Consider the following 19,938-nt stretch of genomic DNA (forward strand, 5'->3'; position numbering starts at 1 on the left):
TTTTACCGTCCGGTGGGCCAGGGCCGCCCTACTCGGTCAGCTCCTCCAGCAGCCGGGCCGTCGGCAGGCCGGCCTGGAGGTACTCGACGAACAGTTCGTTGTGCAGTGCCCACGGTGAGCGCCGGCCCCGGATCAGCCGGATCGCCGCGTCTGCCGTGTGGCCCCTGCGGACCAGGGCGTGCGCGACGACCAGGCCCGCGCGGTTGTAGCCGTGGTAACAGCGGACGAGGACCGTCCGGCCCTCGTCCAGTGCGTCGCTCGCGGCCCGTGCCAGGCGCATCACGCCCGCGAGCTGGGTCCCGTCCAGCGGGCCGTCCGGAATGGGCCACACATGGTGCTCGACGCCGGGATCGGGACCGTGGCCCGGCAGCCGCAGCAGCGTCTGCACGAGCTCGAACTCGTCCCGTACGACAGCGAACTCCCGTCGCCCGGAAAGGCCCTGGAACTCATGTCCGCCCATCCACAGCCCGGGCACGATCTCGTCCCACGCTCTGTCCGGAGCCGGTACGTCGGGTTGCTTCCTGCGGGTCCGCAACAGCGCCTCCCCAAGTCGCTGCGACTCACCCCAAAGGTAACCGGCTTCTTGCCTGCGCAGCACCCCGCCTGTTCCCATGGTCGGTGGGGTGATGGTGCATGAGCGGACTGCGCGTCGTACCGACCTGGCGCCATGGTCAGGAGCGGCTCTACGTCTGCCTCACGGACGGCAGGAACATCGCCTGGTACGACCGTGAGGCGGCCCGGATCAATCTGCTGAGCGAGGACCGCAGAGAGGATGTGCTGGACGCCCTCGGGCCCTTCCTGACCGGCCGCGTGGCTGTCGGCCCGCCCCCGGTGCCGACGCCCGCCGAACTGGCCCGGCTCTCCCTCCACCCGGACGACGACCTCGCGCCGAACCGGCCCGGCGAGGCCCTCCAGATCGCCCTGGACCGGGATCCCGGCTCCCCGCACCTGATCCGCCGCGACCCCCGTCGGCGCGCGCTGGAGGCGGAACAGGCCGTGGGGGAGGCGCTGGACCGCCTCGACGGCGTGGGCTGGCACACGCTGCACTCCGTGCCGCTGCCCGGCGGTGACCGGGTCCACCATCTGGCGATCGGTCCGGGCGGGCTGTTCGCGGTGCACACGCTGTACGCCCGCAAGCAGCGGGTCACGGTCGCCGACCCGATGGTCGCCCTCGGCCGCCGCGACGGGCAGCCGCTGCTGCGCCGCGTCCGCGCGGACGCCCACCGGGCCTCCTACGCCCTGACGGCCGAGGTCCACCCGGTCCTCGCCCTCGTGGGCGCGTCCGATCTGGCGGTGACTCTCCCGCCCCGCGAGGTCCGCGTCCTGCGGGACACGGACCTGGAGGGTTTCGCCCGGCTGGGCGGCGTCCTCAAGCCGGCGGACGTGGAGGCGCTGCATGCGATGGCCCGCGACCGGCGTACGTGGACGCAGGTCTGACTCCGGGTGCGGGTCCGGTGGGGGCGGGCGTTGTGCGCAGTTCCCCGCGCCCCTGAATGCCTGCGGCGCAGCTGCGGCCCCGGTGGGGCCAGGTGTAGGGCACCCCACTCCGGCCCCGTCCTGGCGCAGGTGACCGCAACCCCCCAGGGGCGCGGGCAACTGCGCGACCAGCCCCACCGCCCGGTAGCCGCCCGACACCTGACCCGGCACCCCGTTAGGCGCCCGGTTCAAGCCGAGCGCAGCGGCTCCGCGGGGAACGGCGCGACCAGCCCCCACCGCCTGGTAGCCGCCCGACAGCCTGACCCGGCACCCCGTTAGGCGTCCGGTTCAAGCCGAGCGCAGCGGCCCCGCGGGGAACGGCGCGACCAGCCCCCACCGCCCGGTAGCCGCCCGACAGCCTGACCCGGCACCCCGTTAGGCGCCCCGTCCAAGCTGAGCGCAGCGGCCCCGCGGGGAACGGCGGGACCAGCCCCCACCCACCGATAGCCGCCCGACAGCCTGACCCGGCACCCCGTTAGGCGCCCGGTTCAAGCCGAGCGCAGCGGCTCCGCGGGGAACTGCGCGACCAGCCCCCACCCACCGATAGCCGCCCGACAGCCTGACCCGGCACCCCGCTAGGCGCCCCTCTCACGGCAACCGCGTCGCCCGGTCGCCGTCCAGGAGGGGCGCCAGGAGGTCGCCGTAGTGCTGGAGGCGGGACGGCATGTCCGGGGCCTGGAAGGTCAGTCCGTCGGGGGTCGTGCAGTCCTCCACCTCCGTCCAGGTGACCGGCGCCGACACCAGGGGGCGGGCCCGGGCCCGCAGGGTGTACGGCGTCGCCGTGGTCTTGCGGGCGGCGTTCTGGCTCCAGTCGACGAAGACCTTTCCCGGGCGCAGGTTCCGCGTCATCCGGTGCAGGGCCAGCCGGGGCATCGCCCGCTCCGCCTCCACGGCGAGCTGCTTGGCGTACTCCGACACCTCCTCGGACGACGCTCCCCGCACCGCCGCCAGCAGATGCAGCCCCTTGGAACCGGCGGTCTTCGGGTACGCCTCGATCCCGTCCGCCGCCAGCCGCTCCCTGAGCCACAGGGCCACCTCGCAGCACTCGACGATCGTCGCGGGCGCACCCGGGTCGAGGTCGAGGACGAGGCGGTCGGCCTCGTCGGGGGAGTCGACCAGCCACTGGTGGGTGTGGAACTCGGTGACCAGGTTGGCGGCCCACATCAGACTCGGCAGGTCCTGGACCAGGACCATGCGGGCCGGGCCCTCGGACCGGGGCACCTCGGCCGTGGTGACCCAGTCGGGCGTACCCGGCGGAACGTTCTTGGCGAAGAAGACCTGCCCCTCGGGGCCGTCCGGGTAGCGCAGGAAGGAGACGGCGCGGTCACGCAGATGGGGGAGGAGGACGTCGGCCGCGGTGGCGTAGTAGTGCAGCACCTCGCCCTTGGTGAAGCCGGTGGCCGGATACAGCACCTTCTCCAGGTTGCTGAGCGCGAGCCGTCGCCCCTCCACCTCTGTGATCGGCGTCATACGATGAGAATCTCATGCATAGGTGAGCAGAACGGGTTAATTCGCCAGAAAGGGTGCTGCCGGTGAGATCCATTTGGAACGGTGCCATCTCGTTCGGCCTGGTCAGCATTCCGATCAAGCTGGTCAACGCCACCGAGAGCCACTCGATCTCCTTCCGCCAGATCCACACCGAGGACGGCGGCCGCGTCCGCTACCGCAAGGTCTGCGAGCTGGAGGACCGGGAGATCAGCCAGGCGGAGATCGGCAAGGGGTACGAGGACGCGGACGGCACGATCATCCCGATCACCGACGAGGACCTGGCCCATCTGCCGCTCCCGACGGCCAAGACCATCGAGATCGTCGCCTTCGTGCCGGCCGACCGGATCGACCCGCTCCAGATGGACGCGTCGTACTACCTCCAGGCGGGCGGCGCCCCCGCGGCCAAGCCGTACACCCTGCTCAGGGAGGCGCTGAAGCGCAGCAACAAGGTGGCCATCGCCAAGTACGCGCTGCGGGGGCGGGAACGGCTCGGGATGCTGCGGGTGGTGGAGGACGCCATCGCCCTGCACGGGTTGCTGTGGCCGGACGAGGTCCGCGCGCCCGAGGGACTCGCCCCCGACACCAAGGTCACCATCAGCGACAAGGAACTCGACCTCGCCGACGCCCTGATGGACACCCTCGGCGAGATCGACCTCGACGAACTGCACGACGAGTACCGCGAGGCACTGGAGGAGGTCGTCGCCGCGAAGGCCGCCGGCGAAGCACCTCCGGAGGCACCCGAGCGCGCGAAGGGCGGCAAGGTCCTCGACCTCATGGCCGCGCTGGAGAAGAGCGTGCGGGAGGCGAAGGAGTCGCGGGGCGAGGAGGCGGGGGAGGTGACACGGCTGCCGCAGCGGAAGTCGGCGCGGGCGGCCCCGAAGCAGACCGGTGGCAAGAAGTCCACGTCCGCCACGAAGAAGACGGCGGCCGCCAAGAAGACGACGGCCAAGTCGTCACAGGGCACGAAGAAGACCGCGGCGGCCAAGAAGGCGACGGCCACCAAGAAGACGGCGGCCAAGAAGACGACCGCCCGCAAACGGACCGCGTGACCTGCGCACCGCCGTAGGCACCGCGCAGGTCGCGTCAGCCTGCTGCCGCGGTCAGTCGACGACCTTGGCGGACTCGATGATCACCGGCTGCGTCGGCACGTCACCGTGGCCGCGGCTGCTGCCGGTCCGTACGCCCTTGATCTGGTCGACGACGTCCTGGCCCTCGGCGACCTTGCCGAACACGGTGTAACCCCAGCCGTTCGGGTTCTTGGCCGTGAAGTTCAGGAACTCGTTGTCCGAGACGTTGATGAAGAACTGGGCGGTCGCCGAGTGGGGGTCGCTGGTGCGCGCCATCGCCACGGTGTACGCGGTGTTCTTCAGACCGTTGTCGGCCTCGTTCGGGACCGGCGCGAGCGTGGGCTTCTGGACCATGTCCGGGGTGAAGCCACCGCCCTGGACCATGAAGCCGTTGATCACCCGGTGGAAGATCGTGCCGTCGTAGTGCCCGTTGCCGACGTACTTCAGGAAGTTCTCGACGGTCTTGGGCGCCTCGGCGTCGGCGAGCTCGAGGACGATACGGCCGAAATTAGTGGTCAGCTCGACCCTGGACATGGGAATCGTCCCTTTCTGGTGGGGCATGACCGAAGCATCTTGTCACACGGCTGTGCGGGTGCCGGTGGCGTTCCGTGTTCCTCGCCTCCGGCCGCGATCGTCATGGCGCGGGTGAGGTGGGCGGTCCCGGGGTCGGCACGGTCGACGGTTCGGAGGGGACGGCCGACGGTGACCCCGGGGCGGTGCCGGTGGGCGGGGGAGGGCTCGCCGGGGCCAGGGGCACCGAGGGCACCGAGGAGCGGTCGGTGCCCGTGCCGGGCAGGGCGGCCACGATCCCGGCCGTGAGGACGGCGGCCACCAGTGCTCCCGCGGCGCCCGAGACCGCCGTACGACGGCGTCGGATCCGTCGGCCGCCGGCGACGGCCGCGTCGGTGACACTGGGCAGGGCCGGCTCCCGCGAGCCGTCGAGGATGGCCTCGAAGGCGCCTCGCACGCGGCCGTCCTCCCCGTGCTCGTCCCAGTCGTCCATCTGCCGCCTCACCTCCCGCTCGTCTCGCCCGCCAGGTGCTCGACGAGCCCGCGCAGCCGGACGAGCCCGCGGGCGCTCTGGCTCTTGACCGTGCCCGGGGTCACGCGCAGCGCCTCGGCGGTCTGCTCCACACTCCAGTCCTCCCAGAACCGCAGTACCAGGACCGCCCGGTAGCGGGGCGGCAGTTCCATCAGCGCGGCCTGCATCACCAGCCGCAGTTCGGGCGTGACCGGCGGTTCGGCGGACACCGGTTCGGGCAGCTCCTCCGTCGGTTCCTCCCGCCAGCCCCGTTTGCGGTACTGGTCGATGAAGGCGCGGGTGAGGATCGTACGGGCGTAGGCCTCGACGTTGCCGTCGCGGCGGATCCGGCCCCAGGAGGCGTACAGCTTCATCAGCGTCGTCTGGGTGAGGTCCTGGGCCTGGTGCCAGTCCCCGCACAGCAGATAGGCGCTGCGTCTGAGCTGCCCCTGCCGGGCCTCGGCGAACTCCCGGAACTCCCGCTCCCGGACTGCTTCCCGCACCCGCCCCGACCCTCCGCCGAACCGATCACACCTGTCCTTGAGAGGTACGGCGGGACGCGCCACGAGGTTGCACGCCCCCGCGAGAAAAGTTTCCGCACCGTTCCGTGCAACCCGCCCCGGCCGCCACCCCGTACTCCTCTCACGCAACCGACCCGACCACCGAGGAGCAGCAGCTGTGAAGAACCGTCATGCCATCCGACCCACCCGCCGTCTGCTGATCGGCGTCATCGCGGGCAGCGCCGTGGCCGTGGCGGGCTGGGCCGCCGTCGCAGGCGCCACGACCGGCACCACCGGCTCACCGAGGCCGACGTCCACGGCCGTCCCCTCGCCCGTGCCCTCGGAGAGGCCGTCCGAGCCGAGCCCGGTCCCGTCCGTGGCCCCGTCCGACCCGGCCTCAGTCCCGTCCGTGGCCCCGTCCGAGCCGAGTCCGGTGCCTACGACCGTGCCCAGCCCCGCCCCGGCGGAACCGACCTCCGCGCCGAGTCCGACGCTGCCCAAGACTGTGCCGAGTCCGGTTCCCACGGTCACGGAGAGGCCGTCGAAGTAGGCCGTGCGAAGGCGCCCCGCGCGAGGCGGTTTGGGGGCGGCCGCCCGGTGCGGGGTGCGCTGGGCCCGGGCCGTCGCTTGCCACGGTTGTGTCGAGTCCCGTCCTCGCGTGGGGCGGGTGTGGAGGCGGTCGTCCTTGTGTGGGGCGTGACGGGTCAGAAGCCGCCGCCCCCACGTGAAGAACGTGTACGCCGTCTCGCAGACGACGTACGGCACGACGAGCCCGGTCACCAGCCGCCGCAGCCGCCCCGGACTCGCGTCGAAGTTCCGCGAGAAGTAGCCGGAGACGACGATGAACGCCGGCATGTGGAACGCGTACACGAGCAGGTACAGCGCGGACACGCTCCGGCTCCCGGCCCGCAACGGCTCCCACGCGTGCCCGACCGCGACCAGCACGATCGCCAGGTACTTGGCGTTGTCGAAGAAGGGGTCCCGCTCACGGGGGGCGGCGGTGGCAAGGTGCGCAAGGTGCTCGTCGTGCATCCCGGGCGCTTCACCACACCGGGAGGGGCCCAAACTTCGTACGTGTGTGCCGGCCGTGCCCCGTTCGGGCTCGTCGTTCCCGTCACGCGGCCGTGCTCAGCGCTTCCCGCCCCGCCACCTCGCCGCCCGGCTTCGTCGGCAGGGACACGGGCTCCAGGGTCCGGCGCCCCCGCACCAGGAGACCCGCGCCGATCGCGCCGGCGATGAACAGGCCACCGGTCACGAGCGCTCCGCGTGCCCCTGCCAGTTCCATGAGCAGGCCCAGCGCGGGCGGGCCGCCGAGGCTCCACACCGTGCCGATGCTGCTCCACACGCCGAGGACGCGTCCGCGCAGGTGAGCGGGCGGGTCGGTCTGGAGGACGGCCGTCCCGGCGGTGTCGGAGACGGACTCCACCACGGCCATGGGCAGGACCAGCACCAGCAGGACGGCCAGCGACGGTGACAGCCCCGCCGCCAGCTGCAGCAGCGCACCCGCGGCGGCCAGCGTGCCCACCAGCCGGACGGAGGGCCGCCGCAGCCGGGCGCCGAGGAACGCGCCCAGGATGCCGCCGACGGCGAGGACCGCGGAGACCGTGCCGAACGCCCCCGCACCGCCCGCGAGCGGCCCGGTGACGAGCACGGCCAGGGTCAGCCCGTAGTTCCGGCCGAAGACCGAGCTGATCCCGGTGATGCCGGCGAGCGCGACCAGCCGGGGACGGGCCGCGAAGAAGCGCAGGCCTTCGCGCACGGTCGTGCCGGGCCCGGCCGCGACGGTCGCCTCCGGCCCCGCCGGAGCTGCCGCGCCGGGTGCGGGGCGCAGGAACGGCACGACCGCGGCGACGAACAGGAAGGACAGCCCGTTGGCCGCGTACGCGGCGGCCGTGCCGAGGAAGCCGACCGTCACACCGGCCAGGGCGGTCCCGACGAGCCGGCCGGCGCTGTGCACCATCGAACCGATGCCGATGGCGGAGGGAACGTCCTCGGCCGGGACGAGATCGTTGCCCAGCAGGGCGCACGCCGGTCCGTCGACGGTGGCGATCGCGCCGGTCACCGCGGCCAGCACCAGCAGGGACGTCATGTCGAGCCGGTCCAGCGCCACGAGCACGGCCGTGACGAAGGCGACCGCCCCGAGGAGCGTCTGGCTGACGGCCGCCGTCAGCCTGCGCGACCAGCGGTCCACCGCCGCTCCGCCCAGCAGGCTCATGAACAGTGCGGGGCCGGCCTGGACGGACATCGACAGGCCCGTCGCGGCGGCGGACCCGGTGATCTGCAGAACCAGCAGGTTCTGCACCGTGAGCTGCATCCAGGTGCCGGCGTTCGACACGAAGTTCGCGACGGACCACCAGCGCATGCTGCGGTGCCTCAGGGACCGCCACGGCGAGCGGGACGCAGCGGAAGGGCAGGCAGAGACAGGAACGGAAGACACAGTGCGGTACCCGGAAGGTGAAAGGGGCAGGCCAGACAGGTAGGCGAAACCGAAGAACGCCGGGCTGCGCTGCGCGGTCATCCACCGAGTCGGTCACGGCGGGCACCATCGTGGCAGACGTGCCGGGTGAGTCCGCCGCGGTACGCCCTGCGGCAGCGCCCCCACGGGCTCAACCGCCGCTCGCCCTACGCGCACTTGCCGCGCCGAGTGCGGTTGCTCACAGGCATCGGTCGCGCGTGCTGCGGCCCTGTGCACAATAGGGACCAATGCCCTATAGGGGTCAAAGTGTGAAAGCTACTCGCCTGGGAACCCAGCATTCGTGCCGTCGGGAAAACGGCGGCCTCGGCCCATATCGGCCCTGTTCCTGACACGTGCCCCGTGTATCCAGTCCTGGCTGAAGGACGTCCCATGACTGATGCCACCCCTCGTGTGCCCTGGCGCCGTGCCCTGGTGACCGGCGGCGCCGGCTTCCTCGGCAGCCATCTGTGCGAGCGCCTGCTGGATTCAGGTGTCGAAGTCGACTGCGCGGACAACCTGGTGTCGGGATCGCGCCAGAACATCGCCCACCTCGACGGCCGCGCCGGATTCAGGTTCGTCGAGTGCGATGTCTCCGTGCCCGAGTGCCTGCGGCACCTGCCCGGGCCGTACGACCTCGTCCTGCACTTCGCCTGTCCCGCCTCGCCCGCCGACTATCTGCGGCTGCCCCTGGAGACCCTCGACGCCGGCAGTCTGGGCACCCGCACCATGCTGGCCCTGGCCGAGCGGGACCGGGCCCGCTTCCTGCTCGCCTCGACGTCCGAGGTGTACGGCGACCCCCTCGTGCATCCGCAGCGCGAGGACTACTGGGGCAACGTCAACCCGGTGGGTCCGCGCAGTGTGTACGACGAGTCCAAGCGGTTCGCCGAGGCGCTGGTCACCGCCCATGTGGGGGCCCGGGGCGCCGACGCGGGCATCGTGCGCCTGTTCAACACCTACGGGCCCCGCATGCGCGCCCACGACGGCCGCGCCGTGCCGACGTTCGTCTGCCAGGCGCTGGCCGACGAACCGCTGACGGTGGCGGGTGACGGCAGCCAGACGCGGTCCCTGTGCTACGTCGACGACACGGTCGACGGGATCCTGCTGGTGGCCGCGAGCCACTCGGTACGGCCCGTGAACATCGGCGGGACCGACGAGGTCACGGTCCGCGACATCGCCCGCCGGGTGGTGGAACTGGCGGGCTCCTCCTCGCGCATCGAGTTCGTCGACCGCCCCGTCGACGACCCCCAGCGCCGCCGCCCGGACACCCGGCTGGCCCGTGAACTGCTGGGCTGGGCCCCCAAGGTGCCCTGGGAGGAAGGGATCAAGCAGACCATCGCCTACTTCGCGGCGGCGCGGCCGACGCGGGAGCCGGCCAGGCAGGTCTGAGCCCGCAGCCCCCGAAGTCGTCCACCCCGCCGACCCGGAGGAACCGTATGCGTGTCCTGGGAATCAACGCCCTTTTCCACGACCCGGCCGCCGCCCTGGTCATGGACGGCAGGATCGTGGCAGCGGCGGAGGAGGAGCGCTTCAGCCGTCGTAAGCACGGCAAGCGGCCCATCCCTTTCTCCGCGTGGGAACTGCCCGAACTGTCCGCCCGCTGGTGCCTGGAGCAGGCCGGTCTCACCCCGGCCGAACTGGACGCGGTTGCCTACTCCTACGACCCCGAACTCGCCCGTCCCGCAGACCAGTTGGGTCTGAACGACCCCTGGGACCACCTACGTCAGGAGTACGCCCGCCGCGCCCCCGAGTTCCTGGCCGAGGCCCTGCCCGGCCTCGACCCGGCCAAGGTGCGTTTCGTCCCGCACCACGTCGCCCACGCCGCCTCCGCCGGCCAGGCCTCCCCCTACCCGGACTGCGCCGTCCTCGTCCTGGACGGCCGCGGCGAATGCGGCTCCCACCTCGCGGGCCGCTACACGAACCGCGAACTCGCCGTCCTGGGCACGCAGTCGCTGCCCGACTCCCTGGGCCTGTTCTACGAGGAGCTCACCCAGCACCTCGGATTCCTGCGCAGCAGCGACGAGTTCAAGGTGATGGCCCTCGCGTCCTACGGCCGGCCGCGCTTCCTCGAGCAGCTGCGCGAGTACGTCCACCTGGAGGGCGAGGGCGGCTTCCGGGCCCGTCCGGTGCCCTGGTCGTCGCTGGTCCCGCCCCGTGCGGCGGGTGACCCGTGGACCGAGGACCACGCCGACGCGGCGGCCAGTGCCCAGGCGTGTCTGGAGGAGGTCCTGCTCGGCCTGGTGCGCCGGCTGCACGAGCGCACGGGCGAGGAGACACTGACCCTGGCGGGCGGTGTGGCCCTCAACTGCGTGGCCAACACCCGCCTGTACCGGGAAGGACCCTTCCGCCGGGTCTGGGTGCAGCCCGCGGCCGGGGACGCCGGCACGGCCCTCGGCGCCGCGCTCCACATCGCCCACCAGAAGGAGACGGTGGAGGCCATGCCGACGGCCGCCCTGGGCCGTGGCTGGAGCGACGACGAGCTGCGCGCATGGCTGGAGACCGCCGCCGTCCCCTACGAGGAGCCCGCCGACATCGCCGACACCGTCGCCGACGAACTCGCCCGCGACGGCATCGTGGCCTGGTTCCAGGGCCGCAGCGAGTACGGTCCCCGGGCCCTCGGCCACCGGTCGCTGCTGGCCCACCCCGGTCATGCCGCGAACCTGGAACGCCTCAACGCGGTGAAGGGACGGGAGGAGTTCCGTCCGGTCGCCCCCATGGTGCTCGCGGACCGGGCGGCGGAACTCTTCGACGGGCCACTGCCCAGCCCCTACATGCTGTTCGTGCACGACGTCGCCACCGCGTGGCGCGACCGCATCCCGGCCGTGGTCCACGTGGACGGCACGGCCCGGATCCAGACCGTGGACCGCGACACGGAGCCGCTGGTGGCCCGCATGATCGACGGCTTCGAACGCCGCACAGGGCTGCCCGTGGTGGTCAACACCAGCCTCAACACGGCCGGCCGGCCCATGGTCGACGACCCGCGGGACGCCCTGGAGTGCTTCGGGTCCGCGCCCGTGGACCTGCTGGCCCTCGGGCCGTTCGCGATCCGGCGGAAGGGGATGTTCGCATGACGGACGCTCCGGACTCCGCCCCTCCCGCGTACGGCGTCGTCGTGCCGACGATCGGACGCCCCTGTCTCGCCGACTGCCTGCGCGCACTCGCCGCGGCCACCGGTCATCCGCCCACCGAGGTCGTCGTGGTCGACGACCGCCCGGACCCGGACGGGAAACTGCCGCTGGCGGCCGCGGGCGACCTGCGCGGGCGGGTGCGGACCCTGCGCAGCGGCGGACGCGGCCCCGCGGCCGCCCGCAACACCGGCTGGCGCACCGTCACCGCCCCCTGGACCGTCTTCCTCGACGACGACGTCCAGGTGCTGCCGGACTGGTCCCGCAGACTCGCCGAGGACCTCGCGGCGGCCGATGCCGTCACGGGCGGGATCCAGGGCCGGCTGACCGTCCCGCTGCCCACGGACCGCAGGCCGACAGACTGGGAACGCGGCACGGCCGGACTGGAACAGGCCGCGTGGGCCACGGCGGACATGGCCTACCGGACCGCGGCACTGGCGCAGGTCCACGGCTTCGACGAGCGGTTCCCCCGGGCCTTCCGTGAGGACGCCGACCTGGCGCTGCGGGTGCGGGACGCCGGCTGGACCCTGCGCCACGGCCGGCGCACCACCCGCCACCCGGTGCGCCCGGCCGACCGCTGGGTGTCGGTACGCGCCCAGCGCGGCAACGCGGACGACGCCCTGATGACCCGGCTGCACGGGCGCGACTGGTGGACACGCGCCCAGGCACCCCGGGGGCGACTCGCCCGGCACACGCTGGTGACGGCCGGCGCGCTCGTCGCGGCCGGGTGCGCGCTGACCGGCAGACCACGGGCCGCCGGTGGAGCCGCAGCGCTGTGGGCGCTGGGCACGGCCGAGTTCGCCCTGGCCCGTATCGCACCGGGCCCGAGGACACCCCACGAGATCGCCACCATGCTCGCCACCAGCGTGGTCATCCCGCCCCTCGCGGTCCGCCACTGGCTCGACGGCCTGATACGCCATCGACGCGCCGCACAGCCGGGGAGCATGCCGTGAACCACCGGACCCCACCCGCCACTCGGCCCGCCGCGGTGCTCTTCGACCGCGACGGCACCCTCGTCGAGGACGTCCCCTACAACGGCGACCCCGACCGGGTGCGCCCCCTGCCCGGCGCCGGGCAGGCCCTGGACCTGCTGCGTGCGGCGGGCATCGCGACCGGCGTGGTCAGCAACCAGTCGGGCATCGGCCGCGGACTGCTCACCCACACCGACGTACAGCGGGTCGACGACCGGGCGGACGAGCTGCTCGGCGGCCTCGGCACCTGGGTGTACTGCCCGCACCTGCCCGAGGACGGCTGCGCGTGCCGCAAACCCCGGCCGGGTCTGGTGATCGAGGCGGCCCGGCGCCTGGGAGTGGCTCCGTCGGACTGCGTGGTGATCGGCGACATCGGGGCCGACGTCCTGGCCGCACAGTCCGCGGGCGCCCGCGGCATCCTCGTACCCAATGCGGCGACCCGGCCCGAGGAGATCGGGACGGCTCCCCGGACCGCCCCCGACCTGCTCACGGCGGTGCGCGAGCTCCTTGCGGAGGAGCCGCGTGACAACTGCGGCAAGGCACTGGTCGTGCGGCTCGACAGCTTCGGTGACGTCCTGCTCGCCGGGCCCGCCGTCCGGGCGGTCGCCGCGCACTCCTCCCGGGTGGCGATGCTCTGCGGCCCGCTCGGCGAACCCGCCGCACGGCTGCTGCCCGGCGTCGACGAAGTGATCGTGTGGGCGGCCCCGTGGGAGGGTGTGAACGCGCCCTCCGTCGCCGAGGCGGACGTCGACGGACTGGTGGAGCGCCTGAAGGCCGACGCGTTCGACACCGCGCTGATCCTCACGTCGTTCCACCAGAGCCCCCTGCCCACGGCCCTGCTGCTGCGGATGGCCGGCGTGGAACGGATCGGCGCCGACAGCGTCGACCACCCCGGCCGCCTGCTCGACGTACGGCATCAGCGGCTGCCCGGCCGGCACGAGACCGAGGCCGCGCTCGACACCGCCGCCGCCCTGGGCTTCCTCCCGCCCCCGGGCGACGACGGCCGGCTGCGCGTCCTCCCGCCCCCGGACACCATCGCCCTGACCGGCAACGGCCCCTACGTCGTCGTACACCCCGGGGCCAGCGCGCCCGCCCGCGCCTGGAGTCCCGAACGCTGCGCCGAGGCCGTGGCCCTGCTCGCCGACGCCGGTCACCGCGTCGTCGTCACCGGCGGCCCCGACGAGACGGACCTCACCCGGCGGGTCAGCGGTGACCGGGCGGTGGACCTCGGCGGCAGGACGGTCCCGCAGACCCTGGCCGGCGTCCTGCGCGCCGCCGACGTCGTGGTGTGCGGGAACACCGGCCCCGCCCATCTGGCCGCCGCCGTCGGCACGCCCGTCGTCTCCCTGTTCGCGCCCGTCGTCCCGGCCGGGCGATGGGCGCCGTACGGCGTCCCCCACGTGCTCCTCGGCGACCAGAACGCACCCTGCGCGGACAGCAGGGCCCGGCACTGTCCCGTGCCCGGTCATCCGTGCCTGGACGAGGTCACCGCCCAGGACGTGGTGCGCGCGGTGCAGAAACTCCTCAAGGAGAGCGCATGAACATCCTCGTCTGGCATGTGCACGGCTCGTGGCTGACGTCGTTCGTCCAGGGCCCCCACACCTTCCTGGTCCCGGTGACGCCCGATCGCGGCCCCGACGGCCTGGGGCGGGCCAGGACCTGGCAGTGGCCGGCGAGCGTGCGCGAACTGAGCCCCGCCGAGCTGCGCGAGGCCGACATCGACCTGATGGTCCTGCAACGGCCGCACGAACCGGACCTCGCGCGGCAGTGGACCGGCCGCCGGCCCGGCACCGATGTACCCGCCGTCTACGTCGAGCACAACAGCCCGCACGGGACGCCCGTCGACACCCGCCACCCCCTCGCCGACCGGAGCGACATCCCGCTCGTCCACGTCACCCACTTCAACCGCCTGATGTGGGACAACGGCCGCGCTCCGACCGAGGTGATCGAGCACGGCATCATCGACCCCGGGCCCCTGTGGACCGGTGAGGAGGCCCGCGCGGCCGTTGTCGTCAACGAGCCCGTGCGGCGGGGCCGGACCACGGGAACCGACCTGCTGCCACGGTTCGCGCGCTCGGCGCCGCTGGACGTCTTCGGCATGCGTACGGACGGGCTCGCCGGCCACCTCGCACTGCCCCCCGACCGCTGCCGCACCCGGGACCTGCCCCAGGGCGAACTGCATCCGGCGATGGCCCGCTGCCGCCTGTACCTGCATCCCGTGCGGTGGACGTCGCTCGGACTGTCGCTGCTGGAGGCCATGTTCCTCGGGATGCCCGTGGTGGCGCTCGACACCACGGAGGTCAGGGAGGCCGTGCCCGAAGGGGCCGGAGTGGTCTCCAACCGGATCGACGTACTGGAGGAGGCCGTCCGCGGGTTCCTCGCGGACCGGGCGCACGCCCGGCGGACCGGGGAGGCAGCCCGGGCCGCGGCACAGGCCCGCTACGGAGAGCGGCGTTTCCGGGACGACTGGGAACGCCTGATCAAGGAGGTCACCCGATGAGCCCCAGGCAGCCGTCGGCCGGCCGCGTCGCCATGGTCTCCGAGCACGCCAGCCCGCTGGCCGAGCTCGGTGGCCCCGACGCGGGCGGCCAGAACGTCTACGTGGCCCAACTCGCCGCTCAGCTGGCCCGCCGCGGTCATGAGGTCGTCGTCTACACACGCCGTGACGACCCGCGGCTGCCGGAACGGGTCGTCACGCCGGACGGGGTGAAGGTCGTCCACGTACCCGCCGGGCCGCCGGCCCCGATACCCAAGGACGAACTCCTGCCGTACATGGAGGAGTTCGGAGCGTGGCTGGCACGTGAGTGGGCGACGGAGCCACCCGACGTGGTGCACGCCCACTTCTGGATGTCCGGCATGGCGGCGGTGGCCGGGGCGCGCGGCGTGGGCGTGCCCGTGGTGCAGACGTACCACGCGCTCGGCACCGTCAAGAAACGGCACCAGGGCGCCGCCGACACCAGTCCGCCCGATCGCATCGCGATCGAGACGGCCGTGGGCCGGGAGTGCGGCGGCATCATCGCCACCTGCGAGGACGAGGTGGGCGAACTCGTCGCCATGGGGCTGCCCCGTCGGCGCATCCACGTCGTGCCCTGCGGTGTGGACCCCGTGCAGTTCGCGCCGGTCGCCGCGGCCCGCCGGGACCTGTCGGCGCGCCGGCGACTGCTCACCGTCGGCCGGCTCGTGCCCCGCAAGGGCTTCGACCGGGCGATCCGCGCCCTCGCGGACGTGCCGGACGCCGAACTCCTCGTCGCCGGGGGCCCCGAACCGGCCCTGCTCTTCGCCGAACCGGAGACGGAACGGCTGTGCGCGATCGCCGAGGAGTGCGGTGTGGCCGACCGGGTGACGCTCCTGGGCGGCGTGAGCCGTTCCCGGATGCCCGCGCTGATGTCCGGCGCGGACCTCGTGCTGTCCGTGCCCCGCTACGAGCCCTTCGGCATCGTCCCGGTCGAGGCCATGGCCTGCGGCACCCCCGTCGTCGCCACCGCCGTCGGCGGCCAGCTCGACACCGTCGCCGACGGTGTCACGGGCGTCCTGGTCCCGCCCGACGAGGACCACGACCTCGCCGGGACCGTCCGGGAGCTCCTCGACGACCCGCGCCGGCTCAGCCGCTACGGCGCTGCCGGACGACGCCGGGTGCTCGCCCGCTTCACCTGGGACCGCGTCGCCGACGGGGTGACCCGGGTCTACAGCGCCGTTTCCTCCGTTCCCTCGCTCTCGGGAGTCGTGCGATGACCCTCGCTGCCGACGCCGCACACTGCGACGACCTGATGAAGGCCCTCGAAGGGTTCCGCGAATACGCCGCCCCCGTCGTCCGGCGCTGGGGCTCCTCCCTCGCCGAACGCCTGAGCACCGGCGCCCGGCTCCTCGTCGCGGGCAACGGCGGCAGCGCGGCCCAGGCCCAGCACCTGACCGCCGAGCTGGTCGGCCGCTACCGCGAGGACCGTCCGCCGTTCTCCGCGCTCGCACTGCACGCCGACACCTCCTCGACCACCGCCATCGCCAACGACTACGGCGTGCAGGAGATCTTCGCCCGGCAGGTCGCCGCGCACGGCCGGACCGGGGACGTGCTGATGCTGCTGTCGACCAGCGGCGCCAGCGCCAACCTGCTCGTCGCCGCGAAGGAGGCCCACCGGCTGGGCATGACCGTCTGGGTGCTGACCGGGCCGGCGCCGAACCCGCTGGAAGGATCCGCGGACGAATCCCTGTGCGTGGACGCCGCGACGACCGCCACGGTCCAGGAACTGCACCTCGTGGCCGTCCACATGCTCTGCGAGTCCTTCGACCGCACCGTGGAACGACTGGTGACGCCTGACGGCCGACGGACGCACCGGGACGCGGCGGACCGTGACGCGGCGGACCGGGACGCGGAAGGCCGGGATGCGGAAGGCCGGGACACGGAGGACCGCGTATGAGTGCCCCGGCCCCGCTGCTCGTCGTCGGAGACGCGCTGCTCGACCACGATCTGTGCGGACGGGTCGAGCGACTGGCTCCCGACGCGCCCGTGCCGGTCGTCAGCTCGCTCCGGCGCATCGCGCGGCCGGGCGGAGCCGCGCTGGCGGCCTGCCTCGCCGCGGCCGACGGGCGGCAGGTCACCCTCGTCACCGCGCTCGGCGACGACGAGGCCAGCGAGTCCCTGTGCCGGCTGCTGGCCGACCGGGTGCGCCTGGTGCGGCTGCCCCTGACCGGCACCCTGTCCAGCAAGACGCGGGTCCTCGCGGAGGACCGGCCGCTGCTGCGCCTGGACGACGGCGACGGGCGGGCCCGGGAGCGGACCGACGAGGCGTGCCGGGCGATCGCCGAGGCCGGTGCCGTACTCGTCGCCGACTACGGCCGCGGCACCGCCGACGTCCTGCGCGACGCGCTGGAGTCCGCGGCCGCACGGGTGCCCGTCGTCTGGGATCCGCATCCGCGCGGCAACCCGCCGGTGCCGGGCGTCCGGCTGGCCACGCCGTGCGCCGCCGAGGCGCGTGCCTTCGCCGGCCGTGTGCGCACCGGTGAGGCGCGTGGCTTCGCCGAGCGACCGGGCACCGGCGAGGAACCCCAGAACGGCAGCGCCCTGCACACCGCGGCCCGCCACGCCGACACGCTCGTACGGGCCTGGCGTGCGGCCTCCGTGGCCGTGACGCTGGGCGGGCGGGGCGCGCTGCTGTCCCACGGCGAGACTCCGCTGCTGGTGCCGTCGCCGGTCACGGCCGAGGGCGACGCCTGCGGGGCCGGGGACCGGTTCGCGGCCACCGCCGCCGGATTCCTCGCCGACGGCGAACTCACCGAGACCGCCGTACGGGCCGCCGTGCACGCCGCCACCCGGTACGTCGCCGAGGGCGGCGCCCGCGCGCTCGCCGTGGACACCGCACCCGCCGCCCCGCCGCGACCCTCCGACGACCGGGAGCCGACGGGCGACGCCCTGCGCACGGCCGCCCGGGTACGGGCCGCCGGCGGGACCGTCGTCGCCGCCGGCGGCTGCTTCGACCTGCTGCACGCCGGTCACGTCGCCCTGCTGCAGGCCGCCCGCCGTACCGGTGACTGCCTGGTGGTGTGCGTCAACTCGGACGCCTCCGTACGCCGGCGCAAGGGCAGCGGCCGGCCCCTGGTCCCGCTGGCGGACCGGGTGCGGGTGCTGCGCGCGCTGGAGTGCGTCGACGCGGTCGCCGTCTTCGACGAGGACACCCCGGAGCGACTGCTCGGTGAGCTGCGCCCGCACATCTGGGCCAAGGGCGGCGACTACGCCCTGGCCCGGCTGCCGGAGGCGTCGCTCGTGGAGAGCTGGGGCGGCCAGGTCGTCCTGTTCCCCTACCTGGACGGCCGCTCCACCACCGGCATCGCCGAACGCGCGGCAGCGGCCCCCCAGCCGGCGCGTACGAGCGGACGGAGGGGCCGATGACCGCCCCACCGCATCGCCCCCGCCTCTTGGTGCTGCGCGCGCTGGGACTGGGCGACCTGCTCGCCTCGGTGCCCGCCCTGCGCGGCATCCGCCGGGCCTTTCCCGGACACCACGTCGTCCTGGCGATCCCCCCGGCGCTAGCCGAGGCCGCGCTGAGCACGGGAGCGGTGGACGAGATCCTCCCGGCCGAGGCCCCGGAACGGGCCGTACCCGCACTGGACCGGTGGACGGGCCCGCCTCCCGACATCGCGATCGACCTGCACGGCAACGGACCGGAGAGCCGCGACGCGCTGGCCGCCCTCGCCCCCCGCCGGCTCCTGGCCCACGCCCAGCCGGGCCCGGCCCTCCCGCGGCCCCCGGTGTGGCGGCCGGACCAGCACGAGCGCGAGCGCTGGTGCGGCTTCCTCGCCGCCTACGGCATCGCCGCGGACCCCGCCGACCTGCGGCTGCCACCGCCGGACGCGCCCTCCCCGGCACCGGGAGCCGTGGTCGTCCATCCCGGCGCGCAGTCCGCGTCCCGCCGCTGGCCCGCCGAGCGCTTCGCCGGCCTCGCACGGCGCCTGCGCGCCGCCGGTCACCATGTCGTCCTCACCGGTGGTCCGGCCGAGGACGCCCTGGTCCTGGACGTCGCCGCACGCGCGGACCTGCCCGAGCGCGACGTCCTGCGCGGCGGTCTGCCGTTCGGCGAGCTCTCGGCGCTCGTCGCCCACGCCGCGCTCGTCGTCAGCGGCGACACCGGACTCGCGCACCTCGCCGTGGCCCACGCCACGCCCTCCGTGACGCTCTTCGGGCCAGTGTCACCCCACCTGTGGGGTCCGCCCCGCACCGGGCACCACCTCGCCCTGTGGAAACCCGGACCGCCCGGCGACCCGCACGGCGACGCCCCCGACCCCCAGCTGCTGCGGATCGACACCGACGAGGCCACCACCGCGGCACTGTCCCTGTTGCGGTCCGCACGGAGCGGTGCGTCACCAGGGAGGGGGGACGAGGTCCGTGTCCCCGCAGCCCCGCCCTGAGATGCCGCGGCCCGAGGCCACGGCCGGTCGCACCGGCGCCCGGGACAGCGCGGACAGCGGGGACAGCCGGGTCACCGTCGCGGTCATCACCCGTGACCGGCCCGCCGGCGTCCTGCGGACCGTCGACGCCCTCACCGCCCTCCCCGAACGGCCCCCCGTCATCGTCGTCGACAACAGCTCCGACGACTCGACCCTCCAGGCGCTGCGCCACCACCATCCCCCGGCCGTCCGCGTCCTGAGGCCAGGCCGCAACACCGGCGCCCTCGGCCGCAACCTCGCGGTACGGCAGGCCGACACGCCCTACGTGGCGTTCAGCGACGACGACTCCTGGTGGACCCGGGGCTCGCTGCGGCAGGCGGCCGACCTGCTCGACCGGCACCCCCGGCTGGGCCTGCTCGCGGCCCGCACCCTCGTCGGTCCCGAACGGGCCGAGGACCCCCTCGACGCCGTACTCGCCGCCTCACCGCTGCCGCGCGAGGCCGACCTGCCGGGCCGCCCGGTGCTCGGCTTCCTGGCCTGCGCCTGCGTGGTGCGCCGGGACGCCTACCTCGCGGCGGGCGGCTTCCATCCGCTGCTGTTCTTCGGCGGCGAGGAGACCCTGCTCGCCTACGACCTCACGGCCCGCGGCTGGGGTGTCACCTACGAACCGTCGCTGACGGCCCGTCATTGCCCCGAGCCGGGAGGCCGCGACGGGCGCGGCCACCTGCCGCGGCGCAACGAGGTGCTGACCCTGTGGCTGCGTCGTCCGGTGCCGGTCGCCCTGCGGGCCACCGCCCGCCTGATGGCCGCGGCGCCGCCGGCGACCCCCACGCCCGCCGCGCCCTGCGCGAAGTCGTCGTACGCCTTCCCGCCGCCCTGGCACGGCGCCGACGGCTGCCGCCGCACGTGGAGGCCGCGAGCAGGCTGCTGGAGCGCCAAGGGCGCAGGTGACCGGCGCCGCG

The 19,938-nt window shown here is 74.0% G+C and carries 17 protein-coding genes and 3 pseudogenes; 13 read left to right on the top strand and 7 right to left on the bottom strand.

The window, feature by feature from the left end; translation table 11 throughout:
- Positions 1–28 precede the first annotated feature (28 nt).
- Positions 29–535 carry a protein phosphatase gene (locus tag ACIRP7_RS19105; protein ID WP_403660450.1) on the bottom strand — a complete coding sequence of 169 codons (507 nt, stop codon included), beginning with the start codon at positions 533–535 and terminating at the stop codon, positions 29–31.
- A 98-nt stretch (positions 536–633) separates the two neighbouring features.
- Here ACIRP7_RS19105 and ACIRP7_RS19110 point away from each other — a divergent pair, with 98 nt between their 5' ends.
- On the top strand, positions 634–1,437 hold the full coding sequence (locus ACIRP7_RS19110) for a nuclease-related domain-containing protein (protein ID WP_403660453.1): 804 nt from the start codon (positions 634–636) through the stop codon (positions 1,435–1,437).
- A 627-nt stretch (positions 1,438–2,064) separates the two neighbouring features.
- On the opposite strand, the gene ligD is transcribed toward ACIRP7_RS19110, so the two are convergent.
- On the bottom strand, positions 2,065–2,946 hold the full coding sequence (gene ligD / locus ACIRP7_RS19115) for a non-homologous end-joining DNA ligase (RefSeq protein ID WP_403660456.1): 882 nt from the start codon (positions 2,944–2,946) through the stop codon (positions 2,065–2,067).
- A 53-nt stretch (positions 2,947–2,999) separates the two neighbouring features.
- Between ligD and ACIRP7_RS19120 the strand changes: the two genes are divergently transcribed.
- Positions 3,000–4,013 carry a Ku protein gene (locus tag ACIRP7_RS19120; protein ID WP_403660459.1) on the top strand — a complete coding sequence of 338 codons (1,014 nt, stop codon included), beginning with the start codon at positions 3,000–3,002 and terminating at the stop codon, positions 4,011–4,013.
- 51 nt (positions 4,014–4,064) lie between these two features.
- Here the strand turns inward: ACIRP7_RS19120 and ACIRP7_RS19125 are convergent, their stop codons facing one another.
- The 5 genes and pseudogenes from ACIRP7_RS19125 to ACIRP7_RS19145 all read right to left on the bottom strand — a co-directional run bounded on the left by ACIRP7_RS19125 (position 4,065) and on the right by ACIRP7_RS19145 (position 7,914).
- The gene (locus ACIRP7_RS19125) at positions 4,065–4,565 is read right to left on the bottom strand and encodes a peptidylprolyl isomerase (RefSeq protein WP_403660462.1); all 501 of its coding nucleotides are present in this window, start codon (positions 4,563–4,565) and stop codon (positions 4,065–4,067) included.
- A 100-nt stretch (positions 4,566–4,665) separates the two neighbouring features.
- Positions 4,666–5,034 carry a hypothetical protein gene (locus ACIRP7_RS19130; RefSeq protein ID WP_403660465.1) on the bottom strand — a complete coding sequence of 123 codons (369 nt, stop codon included), beginning with the start codon at positions 5,032–5,034 and terminating at the stop codon, positions 4,666–4,668.
- A gap of 8 nt (positions 5,035–5,042) precedes the next feature.
- Positions 5,043–5,555: a SigE family RNA polymerase sigma factor gene (locus tag ACIRP7_RS19135; protein WP_403660468.1), complete on the bottom strand. Its 513-nt coding sequence runs from the start codon at positions 5,553–5,555 to the stop codon at positions 5,043–5,045.
- Between the two features lie 720 nt (positions 5,556–6,275).
- A pseudogene (locus tag ACIRP7_RS19140) lies at positions 6,276–6,584 on the bottom strand (acyltransferase family protein); the annotation flags it as partial.
- An 82-nt stretch (positions 6,585–6,666) separates the two neighbouring features.
- The gene (locus ACIRP7_RS19145; protein WP_403660471.1) at positions 6,667–7,914 is read right to left on the bottom strand and encodes an MFS transporter; all 1,248 of its coding nucleotides are present in this window, start codon (positions 7,912–7,914) and stop codon (positions 6,667–6,669) included.
- Positions 7,915–8,397: 483 nt separating this feature from the next.
- On the opposite strand from ACIRP7_RS19145, the gene ACIRP7_RS19150 reads away from it, so the two are divergent.
- From ACIRP7_RS19150 to ACIRP7_RS19200, 11 genes and pseudogenes are all read left to right on the top strand, one after another.
- Positions 8,398–9,393, top strand: coding sequence for an NAD-dependent epimerase/dehydratase family protein (locus ACIRP7_RS19150; RefSeq protein ID WP_403660474.1), 996 nt, complete (start codon positions 8,398–8,400; stop codon positions 9,391–9,393).
- A gap of 47 nt (positions 9,394–9,440) precedes the next feature.
- Positions 9,441–11,075 (top strand): carbamoyltransferase, encoded by a 1,635-nt coding sequence (locus tag ACIRP7_RS19155; RefSeq protein ID WP_403660477.1) that lies wholly within the window; start codon positions 9,441–9,443, stop codon positions 11,073–11,075.
- Positions 11,072–12,082: a glycosyltransferase family 2 protein gene (locus ACIRP7_RS19160; RefSeq protein ID WP_403660480.1), complete on the top strand. Its 1,011-nt coding sequence runs from the start codon at positions 11,072–11,074 to the stop codon at positions 12,080–12,082. The genes ACIRP7_RS19155 and ACIRP7_RS19160 overlap by 4 nt, the downstream gene beginning before the upstream one ends.
- A gap of 35 nt (positions 12,083–12,117) precedes the next feature.
- Positions 12,118–12,522, top strand: a pseudogene (locus ACIRP7_RS19165) (D-glycero-alpha-D-manno-heptose-1,7-bisphosphate 7-phosphatase); the annotation flags it as partial.
- Positions 12,523–12,729: 207 nt separating this feature from the next.
- Complete coding sequence (locus ACIRP7_RS19170) at positions 12,730–13,641, top strand: glycosyltransferase family 9 protein (RefSeq protein ID WP_403660705.1); 912 nt, start codon at positions 12,730–12,732, stop codon at positions 13,639–13,641.
- On the top strand, positions 13,638–14,600 hold the full coding sequence (locus ACIRP7_RS19175; RefSeq protein ID WP_403660483.1) for a glycosyltransferase: 963 nt from the start codon (positions 13,638–13,640) through the stop codon (positions 14,598–14,600). The genes ACIRP7_RS19170 and ACIRP7_RS19175 overlap by 4 nt, the downstream gene beginning before the upstream one ends.
- On the top strand, positions 14,597–15,832 hold the full coding sequence (locus tag ACIRP7_RS19180) for a glycosyltransferase (RefSeq protein WP_403660486.1): 1,236 nt from the start codon (positions 14,597–14,599) through the stop codon (positions 15,830–15,832). Before ACIRP7_RS19175 ends, ACIRP7_RS19180 begins: the two co-directional genes overlap by 4 nt.
- Complete coding sequence (locus tag ACIRP7_RS19185; protein ID WP_403660489.1) at positions 15,829–16,512, top strand: SIS domain-containing protein; 684 nt, start codon at positions 15,829–15,831, stop codon at positions 16,510–16,512. The genes ACIRP7_RS19180 and ACIRP7_RS19185 overlap by 4 nt, the downstream gene beginning before the upstream one ends.
- Positions 16,509–17,981, top strand: a complete 1,473-nt coding sequence (rfaE2, locus tag ACIRP7_RS19190) for a D-glycero-beta-D-manno-heptose 1-phosphate adenylyltransferase (protein WP_403660492.1) — start codon at positions 16,509–16,511, stop codon at positions 17,979–17,981. Before ACIRP7_RS19185 ends, rfaE2 begins: the two co-directional genes overlap by 4 nt.
- Positions 17,978–18,997 (top strand): glycosyltransferase family 9 protein, encoded by a 1,020-nt coding sequence (locus tag ACIRP7_RS19195; RefSeq protein ID WP_403660495.1) that lies wholly within the window; start codon positions 17,978–17,980, stop codon positions 18,995–18,997. Before rfaE2 ends, ACIRP7_RS19195 begins: the two co-directional genes overlap by 4 nt.
- Before the next feature lies 1 nt (position 18,998).
- Positions 18,999–19,927, top strand: a pseudogene (locus ACIRP7_RS19200) (glycosyltransferase family 2 protein).
- Positions 19,928–19,938 lie beyond the last annotated feature (11 nt).

This window comes from Streptomyces sp. NPDC102270, assembly GCF_044766405.1.
Taxonomy (GTDB): domain Bacteria; phylum Actinomycetota; class Actinomycetes; order Streptomycetales; family Streptomycetaceae; genus Streptomyces.